This window comes from Psychrobacter sp. Sarcosine-3u-12, assembly GCF_002836005.1.
GTDB lineage: Bacteria > Pseudomonadota > Gammaproteobacteria > Pseudomonadales > Moraxellaceae > Psychrobacter > Psychrobacter okhotskensis.
This window is the reverse complement of record NZ_PJBY01000001.1, coordinates 1-21,931: the sequence shown is the minus strand read 5'-3', so window position 1 is coordinate 21,931 and position 21,931 is coordinate 1. Positions and strand designations below refer to the sequence as shown.

Sequence of the window (21,931 nt, the reverse complement as noted above, 5' to 3'; positions counted from 1 at the left end):
ATATTGCCAAGCTGTCACTATGGTTACGCACAGCGCAGCCGCGACGTAAGTTGAATAACCTCAATAATAATATCAAATGTGGTAATTCACTGATTGATGATCCCGCAGTCGCAGGTGATAAAGCCTTTAATTGGCAAGCAGCGTTTCCACAAGTCTTTGCAAAGGGTGGTTTCGATGTGGTGATTGGTAACCCACCTTATGTAAGGGTGCAGAATATTGAAAATAATTTAGTAGATTATTATTTCCAAAAATATCAAAGTCCAAAGGGTAAGTTAGATTTGTCGATATTATTTTTTGAAAAGGTTTTTAAATTAATTAACAATAAGGGAGTTGCAGGTTATATATCATCATCTCAATGGATGCAAACAGACTATGGTGAAAATATTCGAAAAATTTTATCTGAAAATAAGTTTTCCGAAATAATAGATTTTGGCTCTCTTCCTGTTTTTGAAGATGTAGAAACGTATCCAGCTATATTCTTTCTTAATAACAAAGAAAATGATTTTTTTCAATATAAGAAGGTGATACATAAAAAAGATTTGAACTTCTTTGGAGTTAAAAATAGTCCGTCCACAGACTATACATTTGATAAGCTATCATCAAAAGCATGGCAGTTTTCTGCATTTGATTTAATAGAAAGTCTAGAAGACAAAAACATACATTATGAACTTCTTGAAAGATTTGCTCCTGCCTATATCGGCTGTCTAACAGGAATGGATGCAGCTTTTGTGGTAAATCAGGAAATTATCGAGAGATATAAGTTGGAAACTGAGATTATCTATCCATATGCTTATCGTGGTCAGGAAGTCTCTAAATATTCTAATACAGAACCTACAGCATCAATTATATATCCCTATTATAATGAAAATGGAGATTCTAAATTAATTGAAATGAATGATTTTATCCAGCTTTTCCCTAATTGCTACAATTATTTGCTTGAGTTCAAAGATGATCTGATGGAAAGAAAGGATAGTCGTAAGAAATATGCTTTTGAAGAAAATTTTTACAGACATCTTCGTGCTGGAAATTTCAATTATATTACACCCGAGAAACTCATACTAAAAGGTGTAGATACTAATTTTACAGTTGGCTTGTTGGGTGCAAATACAGCATTTAATGGTGCTAACACGCCTGCTTTAATTCCAACTGATTCCTCTAATATTTCAATAATGACTCTATTATCAATACTAAATTCAAAGTTAATTTCATTTTACCTCAACCAAATTTGCCCAAAAAAACTGGGTGGTTATTATAGATATAATGCGAAAAATATATCAGCTATTCCAATTATTAGTCCAAAAGATGATGAAGTAATGAATAAAGGGTTATTGGTATCTAAGTTAACACTACAAATGGAAGACTTAACAGGTAAATTTATTCGCACCTTGCAACGAAAATTTGATATCGACAAGCTGAGTAAAAAGCTAGAAAACTGGCATGAACTAACGTATTCAGAGTTCGTCAAAGAGCTGGCAAAAAAGAAAATTAAAATGAGCTTGGGTGATGAAGCGGAATGGGAAGAGTATTTTTTAGCCGAACAGACTAAAGCAAAGCAATTGATAGCAGAAATTGAACGTACCGACCGTGAGATAGATCAAATGGTCTATAAGCTATATGACTTAACCGATGCTGAGATTGCCATTATCGAAGCCAGTTAATGTCAGCATTTATCATTCTCTAAACACAAAAAATCCAGCTCAAAGGCTGGATTTTTATTTTCAAACTAAAGCTGTATGTTGCTAGACTTATTTACTCTGAAACCAAGTATCGGCTTTACTACGAGCGCTAGCGATGTCTGAGCTTGATAAGTTCAATGCCAACTGACCGATTTTACCGCGTGCTTTGTTACGTACTTTTTCATCAAGCATGCCGTCACGGGCAGCCAAATCGTACCATTTATAAGCATCAACTAGGTTCTTTTGCTTTTCATCTAGCAAAGCAAGCGTATAGCTGGCACGGTTATCGCCGCGCATTGCCGCTTTTTCTAGCCAAACACGAGCTTGTTGTAGGTTTGGTTGGACACCTTCACCGCGCAAGTACATGATGGCAAGATTCAACTGAGCAGGGGCAACACCTTGTTGAGCCGCTTTGGTATACCACTGGATCGCTTGCTGAGTGTTTTGGGCAATCCCTTCACCTTTTTGCAAACGTTTGGCTAAGTAAAACTGAGCGTGATCGTTGCCTTGGGCAGCACGATTAGACAGTTCACTGACAGGCATTAGCTCAAAACGTGAGGTATCAAGTGGCACGTTTGATATTAACTCAGCGTTGGCAAGGCCGGCACAAGAAAACAAGGCAGTGAACAACGCAGCTTTTAATAATTTCATAGCAGCTCCAAAATTAGGCAGTTAATAAGCAAAAAGAGTTGTACCGCTAAACATTATCTCGCGAAAGACAGTTAGACGGTGATAACAATTAGGTGAAATCTTGCGATATGAACTTACCTAATTATTAGCAATTTAAATAGTTGTTGAGTATAGCCGTTACCTTTAGTCGGACCGATAAACGGTTAAAATAGAGGTGTGACTGACACTATTTCGCTAGCTTAACACCCAAACTTACGAAACTCAAATACTAATTACACGATTTAATCCTCATCACTACCTTAGTGTCCTTAATAAAATCATAGAGTTACTAAGAGATAATAAAGAGTTAACAATGTATTAAGGTCTAAAAACGTGCGTAATGGCTATTTTTAGATAATTTCAAAGGGGCGTAAACCCTTATTGTTGTAGGTATTATTGTGCTGGTTTTTGTTTGGTCACACGGTAAATAGCGACGTCTGCCAGCAGATTTGGCGCTTGGCGTATCAAGGCTTTCATGAGCGGTGTGTGACCTTTTTCCGAATCACTAACGGCAAAGCGGTTGATGATATGAATGTCATACTTGGCACAAAGCTGCTCAAAGTCTTTAAAGGTACATAGATGAATATTTGGCGTGTTATACCATTCATAAGGCAGCGCTTCTGAAACGGGCATCATGCCTTTAAGCCCTAGATGAAGTCGGTTTTGCCAATGGGCAAAGTTAGGGAAGGTGATGACTGCTTCGCGGGCAACTCGCAGCATATCGAGCAAGAGCACATCAGGCGCTTTCACCGCTTGCAGGGCACGTGCCATGACCACGGTATCGAAGCTATTATCAGCGAAGCGCGCAAGGCCGTCATTCAGGTCTTGTTCAATGATAGACAAACCTTTGGCGATACCATCATTGATTTTTTCTTCGTCAATCTCAAGCCCATAGCCAGTGACGCCGCGATGTTGCTGCAAGTGTGCAAGCAGCTCACCATTGCCACAGCCTAAGTCCAGCACATGTGACTGCGGGGCAATCCAGCGCTCGGCCAGTTGATGATCCATTCTCATGAGCGCACTCCTGTTTGCTGACGACTGTTTTTCGTCTGGCGGTTTTTAGCATGGTTGTCCGTGATAAATGGCGCGGTCAAAAATCCTCTAACGGCGCCCATATAACGGGGAATATCAAATAAGAAAGAGTCATGACCATGTGGCGCATCGACATTGATATAGTTGACAGGTTTGCCAGTCGCCATCAAGGCATCGACAATCTCTTGTGAGCGCTCAGGAGCAAAGCGCCAGTCGGTGGTAAACGACACCACTAAGTACTGACACTGAGTGTGGGCAAAGGCCGCTTTGAGCGCCGCTAATTCTTGCTGACGATCGTTTTCAGTGTCAGTTTGAGTTTCGCTGTCAGTTTCATCGCCAGTTGCTAAGTTATCAGTTGCTAAATTATCAGTTGCTAAGGTAGCTTCAAGCGCATGCTGTGCCGCTTGTTTGGTCGCATTTTTAGTCGTTTCGACAGACGCCGCGATTGAGTCGTCAAGTAGCGATCCAGACTCCGACGGATTTGTAGAGTCTACTGATGGTGCTGTTGACTGGGTTGATGACTGCCCTGACAGATAGCCACGCGTTGGATCAAAATAATCCAAAGCTTTGGTCATCAGCAAATAAGTATTGGCATCGAAATTTTCGCTAAAGCGTTCGCCTTGATAGCGAAGATAGCTTTCAACCTGAAACTCGACATCATAGCCATACATAAATTTGCCAGATTTTAAATCACGACCAAATTTAGCCTTCATCGCATCATCGGTCAAATAGGTGATATGACCAACCATACGTGCGAGGATCAGTCCGCGACGAGGGTAGGTGCCAGCTTGTAAATAGCGTCCATCCTTAAAGTCGGGGTCAGACAATATGGACTGACGTGCGACTTCATTAAAGGCAATATTCTGGGCAGAGAGTTTGGGCGTACTGGCAATGACCACGCAGCGTTTTAAACGATTTGGATAGTCGACCGACCATTGTAGTGCTTGCATACCGCCCATGGAGCCACCGACGATGGCATGCCAGACGTCAATGCCCAAGCGATCTGAGAGCATGGCTTGGGTTTTTACCCAGTCTTTGATGGTAACCAACGGAAAGTCAGGGCCATAGACCTCTGCTTCGCTAGTGTTATCTGCTTGTTTTGCATTGACACTGTCAGGATTAATCGTCGTTGGACCAGTAGAGCCAAAACAGCTGCCAATATTATTGAGGCATACCACATAAAAGCGGTTGGTATCGATGGCTTTATTGGGGCCAATCATATTGTCCCACCAGCCGGCCTTTTTATCATCGGCACTGTGCAAACCTGCTGCGTGATGGCTGCCGGACAAGGCATGACAGATTAATATGGCATTTGATTTGTCGCTATTAAGAGTGCCATAAGTCTCTACCATTAAGTCAAATGAGGGCAGGGTGCGGTTGCACTCCAAGGTCAAGGGTTCGGCAAAATGGAAGTTCTGTGGTGTGACGATTCCAACTGAGCCAACGGTATCGACTGAGCTATCCACATGAGCGTGATCTTTTGGGGAGTGGTCACTGGTACTATCAGGACGTGCGTTCAAAGCTACCTCGCAAGACGACAATTATCAATTATCAATAAAAAAATAGGATGGCAATATGCTTGCCTATTGTATGGCGATGCGCGGATGAGCACAACCTTCGAGTTGAGTCTTTCGAGCGCAGTGACCATCCAGTGCGTATCAAATTGTATTAGTGTGCTTTTACCACGCGCTATCGATCTATAAAATGCTACACTCATAACGCAGTCATTCAATAATGACTTAATAATCTTTTACCTCATATTCTTCTTTAATTAACCTAATAATAAATAATACTCTATGAAACCTAAATTGCCCCCACGTATTGCCGTTTTATTGGTCAACCTTGGTACGCCTGATGAGCCGACAGCGCCTGCGGTACGTCGCTACCTCAAACAATTCTTATCAGACCCACGGGTGATTGAAATCCCAAAATTCCTGTGGGCGATTATCCTAAATCTGTTTGTGTTGCCAAGCCGTCCTAAACGGGTGGCAGAAGCTTATGCCAGTATTTGGGATGGTGACTCGCCAATGCGCAATATCCTGAACCAACAAGTGGCGATGTTAGATACGCGTTTGGCTGAGCAGGTTGCACCATTTCGTGTTTCTGTCCATTCTGCAATGAGCTATGGCAATCCAGGTTTGCCCGATGTGATGGACAAACTGCGTAGCGAAGGCGTTGACCACTTTGTGATGTTACCCGTATTTCCACAGTATTCAGCGACTTCAACGGGTGCAGTGTACGATGCCATTACTAAATGGTCGTTAAAGCAGCGTAACTTGCCTAATATTACGATCGTTAAAGACTACTTTGCGCATCCTTTATATATAAAAGCATTAGCGGATAGTATTCGCCGCTTTCAAGCGGTACATGGCAAACCTGACAAGCTGATGTTTAGCTTCCACGGTATTCCGCAGCCGTATATGGATAAAGGCGACCCTTATCCTAGACGTTGTAAATGTACCGCAGCGCAAGTCGCGCACGAGCTTGGTCTAAAAGATGACGAATGGATTATTAGTTTTCAGTCACGCTTTGGTAAGCAAGAGTGGGTTAAGCCTTATACCGACGTCATACTCGATGAATGGGCTAAATCAGGTGTAAAGTCAGTACAAATTCTCAGTCCAGCGTTCTCAGCGGATTGTCTAGAAACGTTGGAAGAATTGGCGATTGAGAACCGTGAGAACTTTCTTCATGCTGGCGGGCAAGAGTATCACTATATTCCAGCGCTGAATGCCGATGAGGCGCACATAGATTTGTTAGAAGCTATTAGTGCGCCATTGGTCAAAGGTTGGGCAGGCACTTTGGATGGTTGGGCTTAAACGATTGTATTTATTAAACCATAAAAAAATACCGAACATCGTGTTCGGTATTTTTTTGTCTAAACAGTTATCCTAAAAATCATCATCGTTACTACGTTCAGCGGCTTCTTTATCAGCGATATCCATCGCATCTGGATAATCACTGTCATCTAAATTGTCTTGAACCAATACTTCATCGACGCGCGATTCATCGATATTTTGACGATGCATGGGCGTCAATCCTTGCGTTGCATCTGTGCCGACTTCCGAATTGTCAAAGCCCGCGCTATTATCAATGACATCATCATTATCGATGGTATGTAGCATGGGATTGTCTAAATCAACTTCTTGGCTGTTATCATTGATGTCGGTATCACCTTGAATATGATCCATCTCTTCTGGTAGGGGTGTTTTTGAATGGTCCATAAGGGTTTCCTTGTTCGTTGTTATTAATGGTTATTATTGATGGTTAGAAATGGTTATGGTTGATTTTGCTTATAACAATGAGTGTGACGCGTTATGATGACGACTGATAGTAGTAAGGTGTGACAGGATGTTCAAAAAATGTAAGATGAATCATAAATAAGAGGTGCTTAATGGTCGCCAGTAAGAAGGGTTTAATCACATTCTCGTTAATAACAGCCTCGTTGCTCAGTACCACGGTAGGTCTGACGGCTTGCGAACGACTGCCTTTCGTTAATGCTGATAGCACTAGAGAAAAGGTTAAGGTACAACAGCCGCTGGTGATTGATAGCAAACTCCCGACCGCTACGACGGTGATTGATTGCGCACAATTAACACCCAAGCAGACGGTGGTGATAAAAGGTCATAGCGCACTCAGTAACAGCTGTGATTTGACAGGCAAGTCGCTACGCTTTGAGCTCAATGAGTCAAACAGTTCACTCGACTGTCGGGGCGCACGGCTTAGTACTATGGCTGATGATCCATCAAAGGCCAGCGCCATTACTATTAAGCCGAAAACAGATAGAGCTATCGATAATATAGCTGTGGCCAATTGTCATGTGGATGGCTATGGTCATGCGCTGCACATTCGCCAATATAGCAACCCCAATCAGCGTTACGCGCGCGGCTTTACCAACCCTGCTGACAACCGCACCCTTGCGCCAAGCAATATCCGCGTCATTAATGTCAGTAGTCGCAATAGTATTAATAGCGGCATGTTCGTCGGAGATCATGCGCATGACATTACTTTTGATACAGTGCATATCCATAACGCAGGCACCGTTGGGCTCTATTTAGAGTTTGGTAGTCGTGATAACGTGATTAAAAACTCTGTCTTCGTCGGTAATGGCTTTCGTACCTTTAAACCCAATCGTGAGGCGATTGCCGTGGATTCGTCGAGCAACAATCGTATCGAAAACAATCAATTTATTCATAATGGCGCAGGCAGTATATTGCTCTATCGCAATTGTTTTGAGCATGCCGACGATCCGGCGCGGAGCAATCACTTTAAGCGTACTGAGTCGAGCCGTGACAATATTATCGTTAACAATACCTTTGAAGATGAGCCAGTCGGTGTTTGGGTAGCGTCAAGGCAGTCGCGCAATCTAAAAGGTTTTGAATGCGGCGCTTATTTAGTGAAGCAAACGCCATTTGCCAGCTATCATTTGGACAGTGCTAAAGACAATCAGATTATCAATAACCGTTTTGAGCAGGTAGAGCAAGGCATTATCGTAGAGGATGACGGCACGCTGATTAAGGGCAATAAGTTTGCAGCAAACGTCCGCTTACCTATTATTGTTGGTTCTGAGATTCGGGAAGACAGCGCAGCAGGCGCAGTCAAAGATACGCGGATTGACAATAATACCTTTATCGATAAATCTATCGAGCAGGCTATTGATATTAGACCAGCAAGCAAAACGGCTACTCATATTGAGTAGCCGTCATTGTGATTTACATTAGATAAGCATCATCGCTCATAGATACGATAGCGGATAGGCGCTGCTGTTATTGGGCGCCCACTTTTGTATTGATCCAGCGAATAAGTGGATCAGGAGTGACCTGCGAGAGAGTCTGAAAAACTTTGGCCGGTATACCAACAGAGTAGTGCGTACTTTTTAGCTTACGGTTGGGGCTGGTGCTCAATTTGCATAAAGTCTTGGCCACATCATGGACGGTCAAGTTAATACCTAAACGGTCAATACTGGTGACTTCGATGTCTTTGGTCATGTCGGACTTGACCCAGAGTGGCATCACATCAATGACTTTGATGCCGAGTTTCTCATATTCAATATTGAGACCTTCGGTGAGACCACGTACAAAAAACTTACTGGCCGCATAAGTGGCAACCTCAGGCTGACCATAGATAGCCGATGCCGAGGACACATTGACGATTTTGCCATCTTTGCTCTCCGCCAAATAAGGCGCTAGCTTATGACAACCAATCAGCACGCCCTTACAGTTGACGTCGATGAGCGACAATTGCTCCTCTAATGCTGTCTTTGGCAATGCTCCGCTAACCAGCACACCCGCATTATTAATCAGCGTATCGATGCCGCCAAAGTTATTAATCATTTGCTCGATAGCGCCATCCCATGAATCAGGCTGAGTGACATCTAACTGACCAATAATGATGCGTTTCTTTTTTACGGCCTTTTTAAAGGCTTTGTCTTCGATAGCCTGCTCAAGCGTCGTTGTATTGGTTGCAAATAATCCAACGTTGTGACCTTTGGTGGCCAATCTTTTGGCAGCGGCCAGACCGATACCGCGTGATGCACCTGTAATTAATATATTCATAATGGCTCGCTTTATAGTTATCAATGAGTTAAATCGAGGTGCATTACCAGCTGACTATATGTAGATAAACAGTTACACACAGCTACGGTTTTAATGTAAGGATCAAGACCATCCATTACAATCGTTATCGTCCCTCGTGCTTAGACTCAGTATAACAAACTAATAGACAAGGATTGTGCTTAAGATAATTACTAGTGGCAACCTAACGCTACGTCTATATTTACTTAACAGTTATTGAGTCACCACTATGGGGCTATTGGTTAATATGACTCAATTCAAAGTTTAATTTACGCAATAGGCATGATTCAAAATCGCTTAATTTAAATCGCCATAAATAAACCAACGCGATCACATAAATAATCGTTTCCGCGAACTCTTCGACTATGCCACCCAAAGTGTGGGGGAACATAATAGCGTTCTCTCCCATATATTGTAATATGGCCAAAGTGGCGACACCAAGATAGAGCGATACGTCTACATCTTTTAGTATTGCCCAAAGGTAGCGCCATGAGTAAATCAATAAGCCAACGCTCATCAGGTAGATTACTAAAAGCACAGCGTCCTCCCACCAGTCATAAGAATGGCTGAGAAGCGAAAAATTACTTGGGATAAATAATTCTGGTAAATAGTTTAACTCACGACGAATGACCGCGACGAATACGAGAACTGAGGCCAACCAAAAGGCTTTAATTTGTTTGACATGACTCTGTGCTACGTACTGCGCGCAGCGTAGCAAGCAAGCTATTAATAGGATAATACTGGGAATTTCAATGAAGCCATCTGTCGCCAAAATAAGGCACTCCTGCTTTTTTTTGAAATAAAAAAGTGAGCCCTTGGGCCCACTTCAAACCGTAAATTGTCTCATAAGACCAGATAATTTAATGTACTGCTATTATACAGCGAAATGCCTTATCATGCCATTATGTAATTTAACTAATCAGTCATATCTCATTGTTAATACTACATAATCAATGCGCCTCATCCCAGTTTTGACCACTATCGGTCTCCACCAATAACGGTACCGCGAAGTCTATATGCCAACCTTTTTCCACGGCTGTCGTCCTTAAGACGTCTTGCATGGCATCGGTAATCAACTGGCTAATTTCATCAACCTTGTCGCTATCCACTTCGAACACCAGCTCATCGTGGACTTGTAGCAGCATTTTGGCTTGCTCTTTTGGCAGTACTTTATCGACGGCAATCATGGCAAGCTTAATTAGGTCGGCGGCAGAGCCTTGTAGCGGCGCGTTAATCGCTGCGCGTTCTGCCCCTTGCTTAACCATACGATTGCTATGATTGATATCTGGCGTATAAAGCTTACGACCTAATATCGTCTCGACATAGCCTTTTTCATAAGCGCTGGCACGCGTATTGATCATGTAGTCTTTGACGCTTGGATAGCGCTCAAAATACATATCGATATAATCTTGCGCCTCATTGCGGCTCATTTGCAACTGCTTGGCAAGTCCAAAGGCACTCATGCCGTAGAGCAGACCAAAGTTAATGGCTTTAGCATTGCGGCGCTCAGTGGCGCTGACCTCTTCAACAGCTTTACCTAATACTTCAGCAGCCGTTGCAGTATGAATATCCAATCCTTCATTAAAGGCACGGGTCAAGTTTTCATCGCCTGAGAAATGCGCCATCAGACGCAGCTCAATTTGTGAATAATCCGCAGCCAAAATAACGCGACCTTCTGGTGCGATAAATGCTTGGCGAATCAGGCGACCAGTGGCGGTACGAATCGGAATATTCTGCAAGTTAGGATCAGTGGATGATAAACGACCGGTGCTGGTCAATGCTTGATGGTAGCTGGTATGCACGCGATCCGTCTCCGCATCTGCGACATTATCGAGCGCATCGGTATAGGTGCTTTTGAGCTTGGACAGTCCGCGATATTCCAATGTGATATCGACCAATGGGTGGTCAATCTTTGATAATACCGCTTCGCCAGTCGAGTATTGACCAGATTTGGTTTTCTTGCCACCCGGCACGCCCAGTTTTTCAAACAGCATCTCACCCAGTTGCTTTGGTGAGCCTAAGTTAAATTCTTCACCGGCGACTTCATACGCGCGTTTTTCTAGCGTGATGATTTCTTCATCGAAGCGTTTTGATAGCTCGTTTAAAAATGAGCGCTTGATTAAAATGCCATTTGCTTCCATTTGGCAGAGTATCTCGGCAGTTGGAATCTCTAGCTCATGTAAGAGCTTGGCATTATTTTTATCATCAGCAAGCTTTTCACTAAACAAATCAAACAACTGATAAGTGATGTCGGCATCTTCGCAAGCATAGTCACTGGCGATATCGATGGCGACTTGATCAAAGGTGACTTGCTTGGCGCCTTTGCCTGCGACGTCCTCAAAGCTGATGGTCTGGGTGTGCAAATAATGGCGCGCCAAATCATCCATGCCGTGACGAGTAGCTGCCGCATTGATGACATAGCTGGCAAGCATGGTATCCATTGCCCAGTTATTAGGGCTGGCATGGATAGCGCCTACTAAATCAATACCATAATGACTGAGAATATGCGCGTCATATTTTAGATGTTGACCGATTTTGCCTATTTTTGAATTTTCCAAAACAGGTTTAAGTTTCGCTAATACCGTATCACGATCAAGTTGCTTTGCAGTCAGCTCATCACCTTCCAGACGATGAGTCAGCGGAATATAATAGGCTTCATGCGCTCGCAGGGCAAAAGACAGCCCGACGATTTCGGCTTGACGCCAATAGACGCTGGTCGTTTCGGTATCAATAACGAAGTGCGGTGCAGCCTCTAACAATTTAACCAAGCTGTCAAAGGCAGGCTCGTCTAAAATCGTATGCCATGCTCTATCAGGATTTTTGCTGTCAGTGATATTCTCAATAGTGCTTGATTGTAGCGACTTAGCTATTTGCGCTTGTGACTCGGCATCGGCTTGACTGTTAGCGACACTTTGCGAGCCGTTGGCTGGATGGTTTGGGTGGTCAAGAGACGCTAGCTCGTTTCTAAACTCAAGCTCATTATACAATTCGCGTAATTCATCTATATGGGCACATGGATCGGTATTGATTTTTAGATCGTTCCAGTCTTGACCGATAGCTAAGTCTGTCACGATGGTGGCAAGCTTCCTATTAAACGGAATATCATCAGCATGTTCAATCAAACCTTTGGCACCTCGACCTTTGATAAAACCAATATGCTTTAACATATTGCCGATGTCGCCATACTCAACGAGTAGGTCTTTTGCCGTTTTTTTACCGATACCAGGCACGCCTTTTATACCGTCTGAGGCATCGCCCATCAAGGTCAAAAAATCAATCATTTGATTTGGCATAATACCAAGCTTGTCTACGACCGCTTGAGTGTCCGTGACTTTGCCAGTAAAGCTGTCTTCCAATATTACGCAGTCATTAACCAGCTGCATCATGTCTTTATCGCCGGTGGATATGACGACGTGATGGCCTTGTTCAACCGCACGATGCGCCAGTGTCCCGATGATATCATCGGCTTCTGCACCCTCGATGCGTAACAGTGGAATACCTAATGCGGTCACCAAGCGATGAATATAAGGAATCTGCTCTACCAGCTCTATGTCGATGGGCGGACGAGCGGCCTTGTAATCAGCAGACATATGGTGGCGAAAAGTCGGTGACTTGGTATCAAAGCAAACCGCCATATGAGTAGGGTGATAACGACGCATCAGCTTGAGTAACGCATTGAGCGTGCCACGGATGGCATTGGTGATCAGGCCTTGCGAGTTTTGCATGGTCTTCGGTAAGGCATGATAAGTGCGAAACAGATAGTAAGAGCCATCAACCAAAATAAAAGGCGGCTGATTGCTGTCCACATGACTGGTGTCCATGGTCGCCACATTGGGCATAGTCTCAAAGTTTGGCAAGACTGCAGGATCAATCGCTTGATGGGAGTTGTGGTCACTGTCGGTCATGGAGTCGGTCATAGGATCAGTCATAAAGGTCACTTATCAGCTATTAGATAGAAATATGTGCTTATTATAACGATAAAAATGACGTGTGCCGAACTGCTTAAAAGTTATGATATGTTCTATAGTCAAAATATTCTAAAAACGCGATGGTATCGCTGATATCTATTTTTCGTCACCTCTGTCTGCGCAGGTACGGCAAGCAAGAAAAATTGATATCAGCAATGGGTGATGGTTCGATACTACTTTTCACTCACTATAGCGTTATTATTTTTTGGCCAAAATTTAAGGAAAAAAAGAACCCAGCGTTAACTGAGCTCTTTTGTATCTATTACTGATACTGTCATTGTTCAGGCATTATTTTACTTCTGAGGTCACTTCGCTATCGATATTACCGCGTGTGGCTTTCGAGTATGGGCAAACTTTATTGGCTTTCTCGACCAGCTTTTGAAATTCATCGGCTGAAAGTTCTGTATTTTCGCCAGTAACATGAATTTTCACCGCCAGTTGAAAGTCTAGACCTTCACCTTTACGTAAATCTACCGATACTTGAGTGGTCGAGTCAAATTTTGCTTTTTCTTCGCCTTTGACTGCCGCAAGTGCGCCATCGAAGCAAGCCGCATAACCCATAGCAAATAATTGCTCTGGATTATTACCATCTTTACTTGAACCCGGTGCGACCATGTTAATCGTCAAATCACTATCTTGTAGACTAGCTTTACCAGAACGACCGCCAGTGACGGTTGCTTGAGTAGAATATAACGTGTTCATAACATATCCTTTGTTGTTGGTTTATTTATATAATTATTTAATCCAATTAGCCATCAAGCATAACAAACTGGACGCTACGCTCTATAGCTCAGTAGTAACCATATACAATGACTTTGTAAGTGAGCATTTATGTGAATAACGATAATGTGCTTCACATTCACCAATAAGCATTGCTAAACAATTAATGGCTTTAAATATATAAGTCATGGCGACATTGATGTAAACTAGTCACATGGTTTTTCACACACTATCAGCATAGCCCTATAAAAAATCCTAACCGTAAGGACGCCTTTTATGAAAGCAACAGTATTTTTGCCTATGACCCTATCCTTACTCGCGATGGCACTCGTAGGATGTGGCGGAGAAGATGATGGTGTCTACGGTTCAGGCGACAATAAAATCACGCTGACGAGCTTTGGCAATAGCTATGACAACCGAGCCAACGCGAGTGCTATTGCGCGAATTGATCAGACATACCGCACTGGCGGGCGCGAAATTAAGATAAAAAATCTGGTGAACAGTTATAACAACCAAAGTCTTAATAGCTTAGACAGAACCGTGCTGGCAGCTGATTTTGAAGGAAGGCTGGAAAATAAGGATATTGAAGTAAATGGCCGCACCGTCAAACGTCCTATTTATGAGACAAACAGCAACAAGCAATTGAACTATGAGATTACCTATAAAACCCTGAATCTCGCAGGTTTGAACGCTGGTAGTTATAGTCCGGGCACTACCATAGGCAATAGCCGTGGTATCATTACCGATTTAAATAACTATCCTGATATCCCAACCAATGTGACGTTCCCAGCGGGCTCGGTTTGTTATATTCCAGTGGTCACTAGCGAGCGCTCGTTTTTAGCCTTTAATGAAAAAAATAAAACCGGCTATAGTACGCTGGACAGATGGATTGAGGCGGCCGAAGAACGTTTTAACGACGATAGAGATTTTAGCACCTCACGCTTTGGTGTGGGTTTGGGCAATGACCAAAAAGCTGCGCAAGTGACGTTTTTTGAGTTTAGAAACCAGCCTGCTTATCAATACAATGGCGTTGAATATGATAATGATATTTATGAAGCCGACTCTGTGGTGCAAGGCAGCACTGACCCGAATACCAACAGTGTGCGCGGTGTCGTTGACTGCACGATAGTCAATGAGGTGGCAGGGGACTTCTTAGCAGCGCAAATCACACGCTATTATTAAATTCAAAAAATATTAAGCACTTTCTAGTTAAGTGTTTTCTAATTAAACACGCTCTATTTGACCAGTAGAGCGTGTTTTTTTATGCGCTAATTCTGCAACCTGACGCTAAATCCGCTACAATACGCCCATTATTTATACTATTTATTGAAATTAATGCCCAAAAGAAAGTTACTGTCTAAAAGACAGCCTTTTGGAAGTCAAGGTTGAAGCCAAAAATTATGAGCGTAGATCCAAAGAAATTAAACAAAGAAGTGGCCAAGCGCCGTACCTTTGCTATTATCTCGCATCCCGATGCGGGTAAGACCACCATGACTGAAAAGCTGCTGCTATGGGGGCAAGCGATTCAGGTGGTTGGTGAAGTTAAAGGCCGCAAAACCGACCGTCATGCGACATCGGATTGGATGAGCATGGAGCAGGAGCGTGGTATCTCTATCACTACTTCGGTTATGCAATTTCCTTATCAAGACCATATGGTCAATCTACTAGACACCCCGGGTCACGCCGACTTTAGTGAAGATACTTATCGTACGTTGACCGCTGTCGACAGCGCGCTGATGATGGTTGATGGCGCAAAAGGCGTCGAGGAACGTACCATCAAATTGATGGAAGTGTGTCGCATGCGTGATACTCCGATTATCTCGTTTGTGAACAAGTTGGATCGTCAGATTCGCGAGCCGCTTGAGCTGCTGAGTGAGATTGAGACGGTGCTTAAGATTAAATGTATTCCGTTGACGTGGCCCATTGGTATGGGGCAGGATTTCGTTGGCGTCTATCATTTGACCGAAAATAAGACTTACCTTTATGAAAAAGGTAATGGCGGCAAGATGACCGTCTCTGAGACCCGCGACGGCTATGATTATCCGGACATACGCGAGCGCCTTGGGAAGCTGATGTTTAATGCTTTTGAAGAGTCGCTTGAGCTGGTACAAATGGCGTTAGAAGACTTTAGCGAAGAGGCATTCTTGGCGGGTGAGATGACGCCAGTATTGTTCGGTACAGCGTTGGGTAACTTCGGTGTCAACATGGTGCTCGATACCCTTGTGAAATATGCACCGCCACCAAAAGCGCACCCGACTACTGAGCGTCAAGTCTCTGCAACTGAGACGGACTTTACGGGTTTTGTCTTTAAGATTCAGGCCAATATGGATCCGCGTCACCGTGACCGCATTGCTTTCTTGCGCGTGTGCTCGGGTAAGTATGAAAAAGGCATGAAGATGAAGCACGTACGTCTGGGTAAAGACGTGCGCATTGCCGATGCGCTGACCTTTCTCGCCGGCGACCGTGAAGCCTTAGAAGAAGCGTATCCGGGTGATATTATCGGTCTGCATAATCATGGGACGATTTCTATCGGTGATAGCTTTACCGAAGGCGAAGAGCTGAACTTTACCGGTATTCCGCATTTTGCCCCTGAATTGTTTCGCCGCGTGGTGCTCCGAGACCCGCTCAAGTCTAAAGCGCTACAAAAAGGCTTGCAGCAGCTCAGTGAAGAGGGCGCAACGCAGGTATTTATGCCGCAGATTAATAATGATTTAATCTTGGGCGCGGTGGGTGTACTACAGTTCGAAGTGGTCGCGCATCGCCTAAAAGAAGAGTACAAAGTACAGTGTACCTTTGAGCCAGTTTCAATTGCGACCGTGCGCTGGATTCACTGCGATGATGAAGTGGCCTTGGCTAAGTTTAAGAAAAAAGCCCATGACCAGCTATCACTTGATGGTGGTGGCTATCTGACCTATCTTGCGCCATCACGAGTTAACTTGCAGCTGATGCAAGATCGTTATCCAGAAGTGACTTTCAGCAACACTCGCGAGCATTAATATCTGTTATTTAAGTATGAGTAAATGGTTGAAACCTATTTTCTGTTTTTTAAAAGACACGCTAGCCGTGTCTTTTTTATTGCCCGTCGTTTAGACCGTTATTAAACCGATTTTTCATAAACACTGACATCTCAAAAATACTGATGACTCAAAAGCACTGATACTTCAAAAATAGTAACCCCTCAAAAACACAAACAGTGTTTCAACAATACATCACAGTGGTTACGGTAGAATAATATTAACCATTATGTATTTATGGAAAAATTATGATAATAATGTCTCGATTTACGAGCGCCACACCACCTATTAATCCGCCGTTAATGCCGAGCAGTGGTAACTTGCGCCGAGTTGGTACGTTAGTGACAGGCCTGCTGTTTGGAACAATAGCAATGTCCGCTAATGCGGACAATCTCATTAGCAGTACCGATTATCTTGATTATGAGCTGCCCAAAAGTGTGCAAGAGATATGTGCCGAACGACAGCATTGTCCAGAGATTGAGGTTAGGTATCTCAAAACCAATCAGGATTGGATAAACGATATCACCAATGCCCGTATCAATCATCTTGTCGTCAATAGTAAACAGACTGAATCCGCACCTATCAATACTAAGGCGACGCCGACTATGGTTAAGGCGGCTATTGATGACTTCGCAAGCTCACAATTTATAGATATGCCAGACGACAGTTCATGGTCGTATAATCTGACAGTGAAGCCTGAATATTTGGGTCATGTGAATGATTTTGAATTGTTTGAAATAAGCTCCTATGTGTTTACGGGCGGCGCGCATGGCATGCCTTATAGTGAATATTTAATATTCGATACAAGCAGTAAAAAACAACTGCAACTGACAGACATATTACAGACGGGCAAAAAACCCCGTTTTGAGGCGTTGGCTTATGAGGCATATAAACAGTGGGTAAAAACGGTCGATAACGACTTAAGCAGCTATGAGAAAAACTGGCCATTTACCCTCAGCGATAACGTCACATTGACTGGTAAAGGCGTTGATATTCGCTACCAGCACTATTCTATTGGCCCTTATGCTTATGGTATGCCTGTCCTAAGCATCCCTTATAGTAAGCTTGGCGGTGTGATCAAGCCGCGTTTTATTCCCAAATAATCGTTTTATCCTAAGAGAATAGTTGTAATAAATTTCAGAGAATGATTGAACATTTAATAATAAATTAAGGAGTGATGTTATGACGAGCAATATAGACAACACAGCAGCGACAACCCAAGCAACAGTCGCAGATACTTGGCGCCTCAATGCTCTAACCGCTGCGCTGGGTGATCTGACTTTGACTGTCAGCGACAGCCTATCTGTGGGACGTGGCAGTGATAATGACGTGGTACTTGGCAGTAAGGAGGTATCACGCAATCACGCGGTACTGAGCGTACTGAATGGCAAGCTGTACGTGAAAGATTTGGACTCCTCTAACGGTACGTTTATTAATGAGCAACGTATTGACGGTAATAAGTCTAAGCATCTTGAAGCCAATGATACGCTTGGCTTTGCCAGTTTTGCCTTCACTGTAACGCCGGTGACTGTTGCAGTGGATGAAGCTGTAGAGCAGCCAGTCTTCGCTGAAGAGCTGATGGTTGAGCGCGAATCTACGGTTGATACGGATGCTGACAAACCCGAAATGGTGATTGATGCACCAGACGTAAATTCTGAGCCAACTGCAGAGGTTAAGCCAGTTGTCAAAGAAACGATGGTTACAGACGTGTTGCCGTCAGCTAATGACTCAGATACCACTCCTGTTCAACAAGCTGATATTACTGAAAGCAAGATTGATAAGACTAATGAGGCTGATGCTCCAGTTGTTAAAGAAACGATCATCGAAGAGGTATTGGCGGCCAAAGATACTGTGGATACCACATCTGTGCAAGCGGCTCCAGTTGCCGCAGCTGCCTTAGACGAGCAGACACCGACTACTGAACAGGAAAATGTCGTGCATAAAGAGGTCGTGCCTAAAGAAACAATAACTGAGACGCCTGTTACTGAAGAGCCAGTAGCTACTGAAAATGAAAAAGCATTAGTTGAACAGCCCGCTGTCGAGCAACAGTCCTTAGACAATGCAGACCACGACAAAACCACCAAAACCGAACTACAGGAAGAAGCTGATCCAGATGTGTTGCGTGCCAAACAAGCAGCAACTGCTCAGTTTTCGGGTACGGCCAATTTAGGGCAGGCTCACGACCTTGGTACCGAAGGCAACAATGCCATGGACCAAGCTGTCGATAACCCCGCAAATGCTGGATACGTAGAGAAAAAGCCTAGTGGTGGTTGGTTCATATGGGTATTTGCCGTCATCCTTATCATTGGCCTTGCGCTATGGCTGTTCAATATGGGCGGTATATAAAAGGTGTACGACCCTAGCTTTGTTATATCGATAAGATAAATTAATGAGTTAAGGTTAGTTCCATTATTCTTAAAAATAGCGTCAGCGTTCGTTGGAGTGTTGACGCTATCTTTGTATTGTATTTTTATCATTGTTTTGAGATTGCTTCTAAGTTTAAGGCGCTTTGCCAACCCTGTGTTAAGAGAAAGCTACTATGATGACCTTTGAAGAGTATGACGCCTTTAAAAATCGTGGCTTTAGTCATGCGCCACTGGTAAAAAAACGCTTGATGGATGCGCAGACTCCAGTCTCGGTATTCTCTAAAGTACGTGACTTAAATGGCTCAGCGTATTTGTTTGAGTCCGTCGTAGGCGGCGAGCGTTGGGCGCGCTATTCGATGATTGGTCTAGGTAGTGATCTGATTTTGCAATATGTAGACGGTAATATGACGGTCAAAAAAAATGATCAGACCACCGTGGATGCAGTTGATGATCCTTTTGACTATATTCGTCAGTTGATGGCGCAGTATAAGATGCCAACTGCCGAAGATATTATTACCTTGCCGAGCTTTAGCGGTGGTCTCGTTGGTTATTTTGGTTATGATATGGTGCGAGTTATTGAACCCAGTGTGGGACTGTCTGACGCCCCCGATCCGATGTCACTGCCGGATATGTGGCTGATGCTGTCGATGAGTGTCATTGTTTTTGATAATTTAGAGAATACGTTGTCCATTATTGTTTATGCGGACTGCACCGCTGAAGACGGTTATGGTCATGCCATTCGTGAGCTAGAGCAAATTGAGGGTAAGTTGGCAGAAATGGCAGATTTAAGCGCGCCGATTATGCCAACCCCAAAGTTTGAATCACAAACAGGGATGGAGAAATACTGTCGCGACGTTAAGAACATTAAAGACTATATCTCAGCAGGAGAGGTGATGCAGGTGGTGCCTGCCCAGCGTTTGACCGCTGACTATACTGGCGACTCGCTTGCTGTCTATCGCGCCTTACGGTTTTTAAACCCATCGCCTTATTTATTCTTGGTTCATGGTTACACGCTTGATGATCATAAGCGTTTCGACATTATCGGTGCTTCTCCAGAAACCTTATCACGTATCGAAAATGGCAGAGTCACCGTGCGTCCACTGGCGGGCACCCGTAAACGTGGTCAAAACGCAGCGGAAGATTTGGTGCTTGAGCAGGAGCTGCTGAGTGACGAAAAAGAGATTGCTAAGCATTTAATGCTGATTGAGTCGGGTCGCAACGACATTGGCCGTGTTTGTGAATGTGATAGTGTCAATGTCACCGAAAAGATGTTTATCGAGCGCTATTCGCAAGTCATGCATATTGCCTCTAACGTTGAGGGCGATATATTGCCTGATAAAGATGCGCTTGATGTCTTTTGTGCGACTTTCCCCGCAGGCACGTTAACAGGCGCGCCTAAGATTCGTGCGATGCAAATTATTGATGAGCTGGAGCCGTTACGCCGCACTGTATTTGGTGGCGCCATTGGTTATCTGGGTTGGCACGGTAATATGGATAGCGCCATTGCTATTCGTACCGCTGTGATGCGGCGCGGCAAAATCCATATCCAAGCCAGTGCTGGGGTAATCGCTGATTCTATTCCAGAAGCAGAGTGGGACGAGACCAATAAAAAAGCGTTGGCGCTCATTAAAGCGGTCAAAATGGCCTGTAATGGCTTGCGTATTCGCTAGATGTTTGATGGAAGTGCTTGGCAAAAGTTTCATTAAAGTTGCTAGTCCTCACCATGCAAGTTATCGTTTTCATAAGCATGTTAATAACTATTCGAACAATCCGGATAAAAAGCGCTATTTTGTCTGATAAAAAATATCAATATAATCAGTTGCTTGACGTTTATTATTAAAATAAGTGTAAAAAAACTCAAAAAGAGCTTGCGTCTGTCTAAATATTTGATAGAATAGCCACCACTTTGAGAGAACAAGCCGACTTAGCTCAGTTGGTAGAGCAACTGACTTGTAATCAGTAGGTCGCCAGTTCGATCCCGGCAGTCGGCACCATCTCTTTCAAAGTCGCTTTTTATGAATTTGTCTTAGATTAAGTCATCTTTGTTCAAAGCAAACTAAGGTGGGATTGGGGAGCGGTCAAACCCAACAGACTGTAAATCTGTCGCGAAAGCTTCGAAGGTTCGAATCCTTCTCCCACCACCATATTTTCTAAGTTTGTTATAGCGCCAAGCATACTCAATATATAACCACTCTTTATAAGAGTGAGCTTACAGAAGAGTAAATGCGGGTGTGGTATAATGGTAACACCTTAGCCTTCCAAGCTAATGACGCGGGTTCGATTCCCGCCACCCGCTCCATATAGTCACAATCGCAAAGACTACCAATAATTCATCACGACAGTCAGTATATTATTGCTGTATCGTGATATTTTTTTTAGTGCAACCCACTGGTTGGCTACTGTAGTTGTTAAAAGCATGCTCATATAGCTCAGCGGTAGAGCACTCCCTTGGTAAGGGAGAGGTCTCGAGTTCAATTCTCGATATGAGCTCCATTTATTATTCCAGCTTTTTGCGTTTGCTTTGCTATTTTAATACACAGCTTTATATCGATATCGAAACTATAGAATATTGAAAACGATAAAAAATCAGTATAGCAAATAAAAATTTAAGGGTGACACTGAGGTGTTGCCTTTTAGTGCTGTCAATTTCTCAATCAATTATATTGATGAAGCAATGCAGTACGAACACGCTCACATAATACAGTTTAATATTCGAGAGCTAAAAAAGTTAAAGATTGAAAAGCAAGTATAATGCCTACATATAAAAGTATGGCGTTTATATTGCACTAAAGCAGTTAAGAGTAAGACAATAAAGCAGTTTTTAGTAGATAAACCATAGCGTCAACGGTTTGATGGTTTTGTATGTATCATGAGCCGTCAAACAGCTATTTACCGATCTTTGATTATAAAGATTCA

General features: G+C 43.4%; 16 protein-coding genes and 4 tRNA genes. 12 read left to right on the top strand and 8 right to left on the bottom strand.

Annotation, left to right across the window (positions count from 1 at the left end; genetic code table 11):
* On the top strand, nt 1-1,658 hold a 1,658-nt coding region (locus CXF65_RS00100), incomplete at its 5' end, for an Eco57I restriction-modification methylase domain-containing protein (protein ID WP_198551918.1).
* Nucleotides 1,659-1,745: 87 nt separating this feature from the next.
* On the opposite strand, the gene CXF65_RS00095 is transcribed toward CXF65_RS00100, so the two are convergent.
* The 3 genes from CXF65_RS00095 to metX form a co-directional block, all read right to left on the bottom strand.
* Nucleotides 1,746-2,327 (bottom strand): tetratricopeptide repeat protein, encoded by a 582-nt coding sequence (locus CXF65_RS00095; RefSeq protein WP_101210612.1) that lies wholly within the window; start codon nt 2,325-2,327, stop codon nt 1,746-1,748.
* A gap of 411 nt (nt 2,328-2,738) precedes the next feature.
* Nucleotides 2,739-3,359, bottom strand: coding sequence for a methionine biosynthesis protein MetW (metW, locus tag CXF65_RS00090; RefSeq protein WP_025650943.1), 621 nt, complete (start codon nt 3,357-3,359; stop codon nt 2,739-2,741).
* Nucleotides 3,356-4,843: a homoserine O-acetyltransferase MetX gene (gene metX, locus CXF65_RS00085; RefSeq protein WP_101210611.1), complete on the bottom strand. Its 1,488-nt coding sequence runs from the start codon at nt 4,841-4,843 to the stop codon at nt 3,356-3,358. Before metX ends, metW begins: the two co-directional genes overlap by 4 nt.
* Before the next feature lie 330 nt (nt 4,844-5,173).
* Here metX and hemH point away from each other — a divergent pair, with 330 nt between their 5' ends.
* On the top strand, nt 5,174-6,193 hold the full coding sequence (gene hemH, locus CXF65_RS00080; protein ID WP_101210610.1) for a ferrochelatase: 1,020 nt from the start codon (nt 5,174-5,176) through the stop codon (nt 6,191-6,193).
* Nucleotides 6,194-6,265: 72 nt separating this feature from the next.
* Here the strand turns inward: hemH and CXF65_RS00075 are convergent, their stop codons facing one another.
* The gene (locus CXF65_RS00075) at nt 6,266-6,598 is read right to left on the bottom strand and encodes a hypothetical protein (RefSeq protein WP_101210609.1); all 333 of its coding nucleotides are present in this window, start codon (nt 6,596-6,598) and stop codon (nt 6,266-6,268) included.
* Between the two features lie 170 nt (nt 6,599-6,768).
* Here CXF65_RS00075 and CXF65_RS00070 point away from each other — a divergent pair, with 170 nt between their 5' ends.
* Complete coding sequence (locus tag CXF65_RS00070; protein WP_101210608.1) at nt 6,769-8,073, top strand: right-handed parallel beta-helix repeat-containing protein; 1,305 nt, start codon at nt 6,769-6,771, stop codon at nt 8,071-8,073.
* A gap of 67 nt (nt 8,074-8,140) precedes the next feature.
* Here CXF65_RS00070 and CXF65_RS00065 read toward each other — a convergent pair whose 3' ends face one another.
* From CXF65_RS00065 to CXF65_RS00050, 4 genes are all read right to left on the bottom strand, one after another.
* A complete protein-coding gene (locus CXF65_RS00065) occupies nt 8,141-8,929 on the bottom strand; it encodes an SDR family NAD(P)-dependent oxidoreductase (protein WP_101210607.1) in 789 nt (262 codons plus the stop codon).
* Between the two features lie 253 nt (nt 8,930-9,182).
* Nucleotides 9,183-9,719, bottom strand: a complete 537-nt coding sequence (locus tag CXF65_RS00060; RefSeq protein ID WP_025650950.1) for a hypothetical protein — start codon at nt 9,717-9,719, stop codon at nt 9,183-9,185.
* A gap of 178 nt (nt 9,720-9,897) precedes the next feature.
* A complete protein-coding gene (gene polA / locus CXF65_RS00055) occupies nt 9,898-12,852 on the bottom strand; it encodes a DNA polymerase I (protein ID WP_101210613.1) in 2,955 nt (984 codons plus the stop codon).
* Nucleotides 12,853-13,203: 351 nt separating this feature from the next.
* The gene (locus tag CXF65_RS00050) at nt 13,204-13,617 is read right to left on the bottom strand and encodes an organic hydroperoxide resistance protein (protein ID WP_101210606.1); all 414 of its coding nucleotides are present in this window, start codon (nt 13,615-13,617) and stop codon (nt 13,204-13,206) included.
* A gap of 294 nt (nt 13,618-13,911) precedes the next feature.
* Between CXF65_RS00050 and CXF65_RS00045 the strand changes: the two genes are divergently transcribed.
* The 9 genes from CXF65_RS00045 (at nt 13,912) to CXF65_RS00005 (ending at nt 21,508) form a co-directional block, all read left to right on the top strand.
* Nucleotides 13,912-14,817, top strand: coding sequence for a hypothetical protein (locus tag CXF65_RS00045; RefSeq protein ID WP_101210605.1), 906 nt, complete (start codon nt 13,912-13,914; stop codon nt 14,815-14,817).
* Nucleotides 14,818-15,035: 218 nt separating this feature from the next.
* Nucleotides 15,036-16,631: a peptide chain release factor 3 gene (locus tag CXF65_RS00040; protein WP_101210604.1), complete on the top strand. Its 1,596-nt coding sequence runs from the start codon at nt 15,036-15,038 to the stop codon at nt 16,629-16,631.
* 275 nt (nt 16,632-16,906) lie between these two features.
* Nucleotides 16,907-17,752 carry an RsiV family protein gene (locus CXF65_RS00035; protein ID WP_227523162.1) on the top strand — a complete coding sequence of 282 codons (846 nt, stop codon included), beginning with the start codon at nt 16,907-16,909 and terminating at the stop codon, nt 17,750-17,752.
* 79 nt (nt 17,753-17,831) lie between these two features.
* On the top strand, nt 17,832-18,995 hold the full coding sequence (locus CXF65_RS00030) for an FHA domain-containing protein (protein WP_101210602.1): 1,164 nt from the start codon (nt 17,832-17,834) through the stop codon (nt 18,993-18,995).
* Between the two features lie 193 nt (nt 18,996-19,188).
* Complete coding sequence (locus CXF65_RS00025; protein WP_101210601.1) at nt 19,189-20,685, top strand: anthranilate synthase component I family protein; 1,497 nt, start codon at nt 19,189-19,191, stop codon at nt 20,683-20,685.
* A gap of 248 nt (nt 20,686-20,933) precedes the next feature.
* Nucleotides 20,934-21,009 (top strand) — tRNA-Thr (locus tag CXF65_RS00020).
* Nucleotides 21,010-21,075: 66 nt separating this feature from the next.
* Nucleotides 21,076-21,159 (top strand) — tRNA-Tyr (locus CXF65_RS00015).
* Nucleotides 21,160-21,240: 81 nt separating this feature from the next.
* Nucleotides 21,241-21,314 (top strand) — tRNA-Gly (locus CXF65_RS00010).
* 119 nt (nt 21,315-21,433) lie between these two features.
* Nucleotides 21,434-21,508 (top strand) — tRNA-Thr (locus tag CXF65_RS00005).
* The last annotated feature ends 423 nt before the right edge of the window (nt 21,509-21,931 follow it).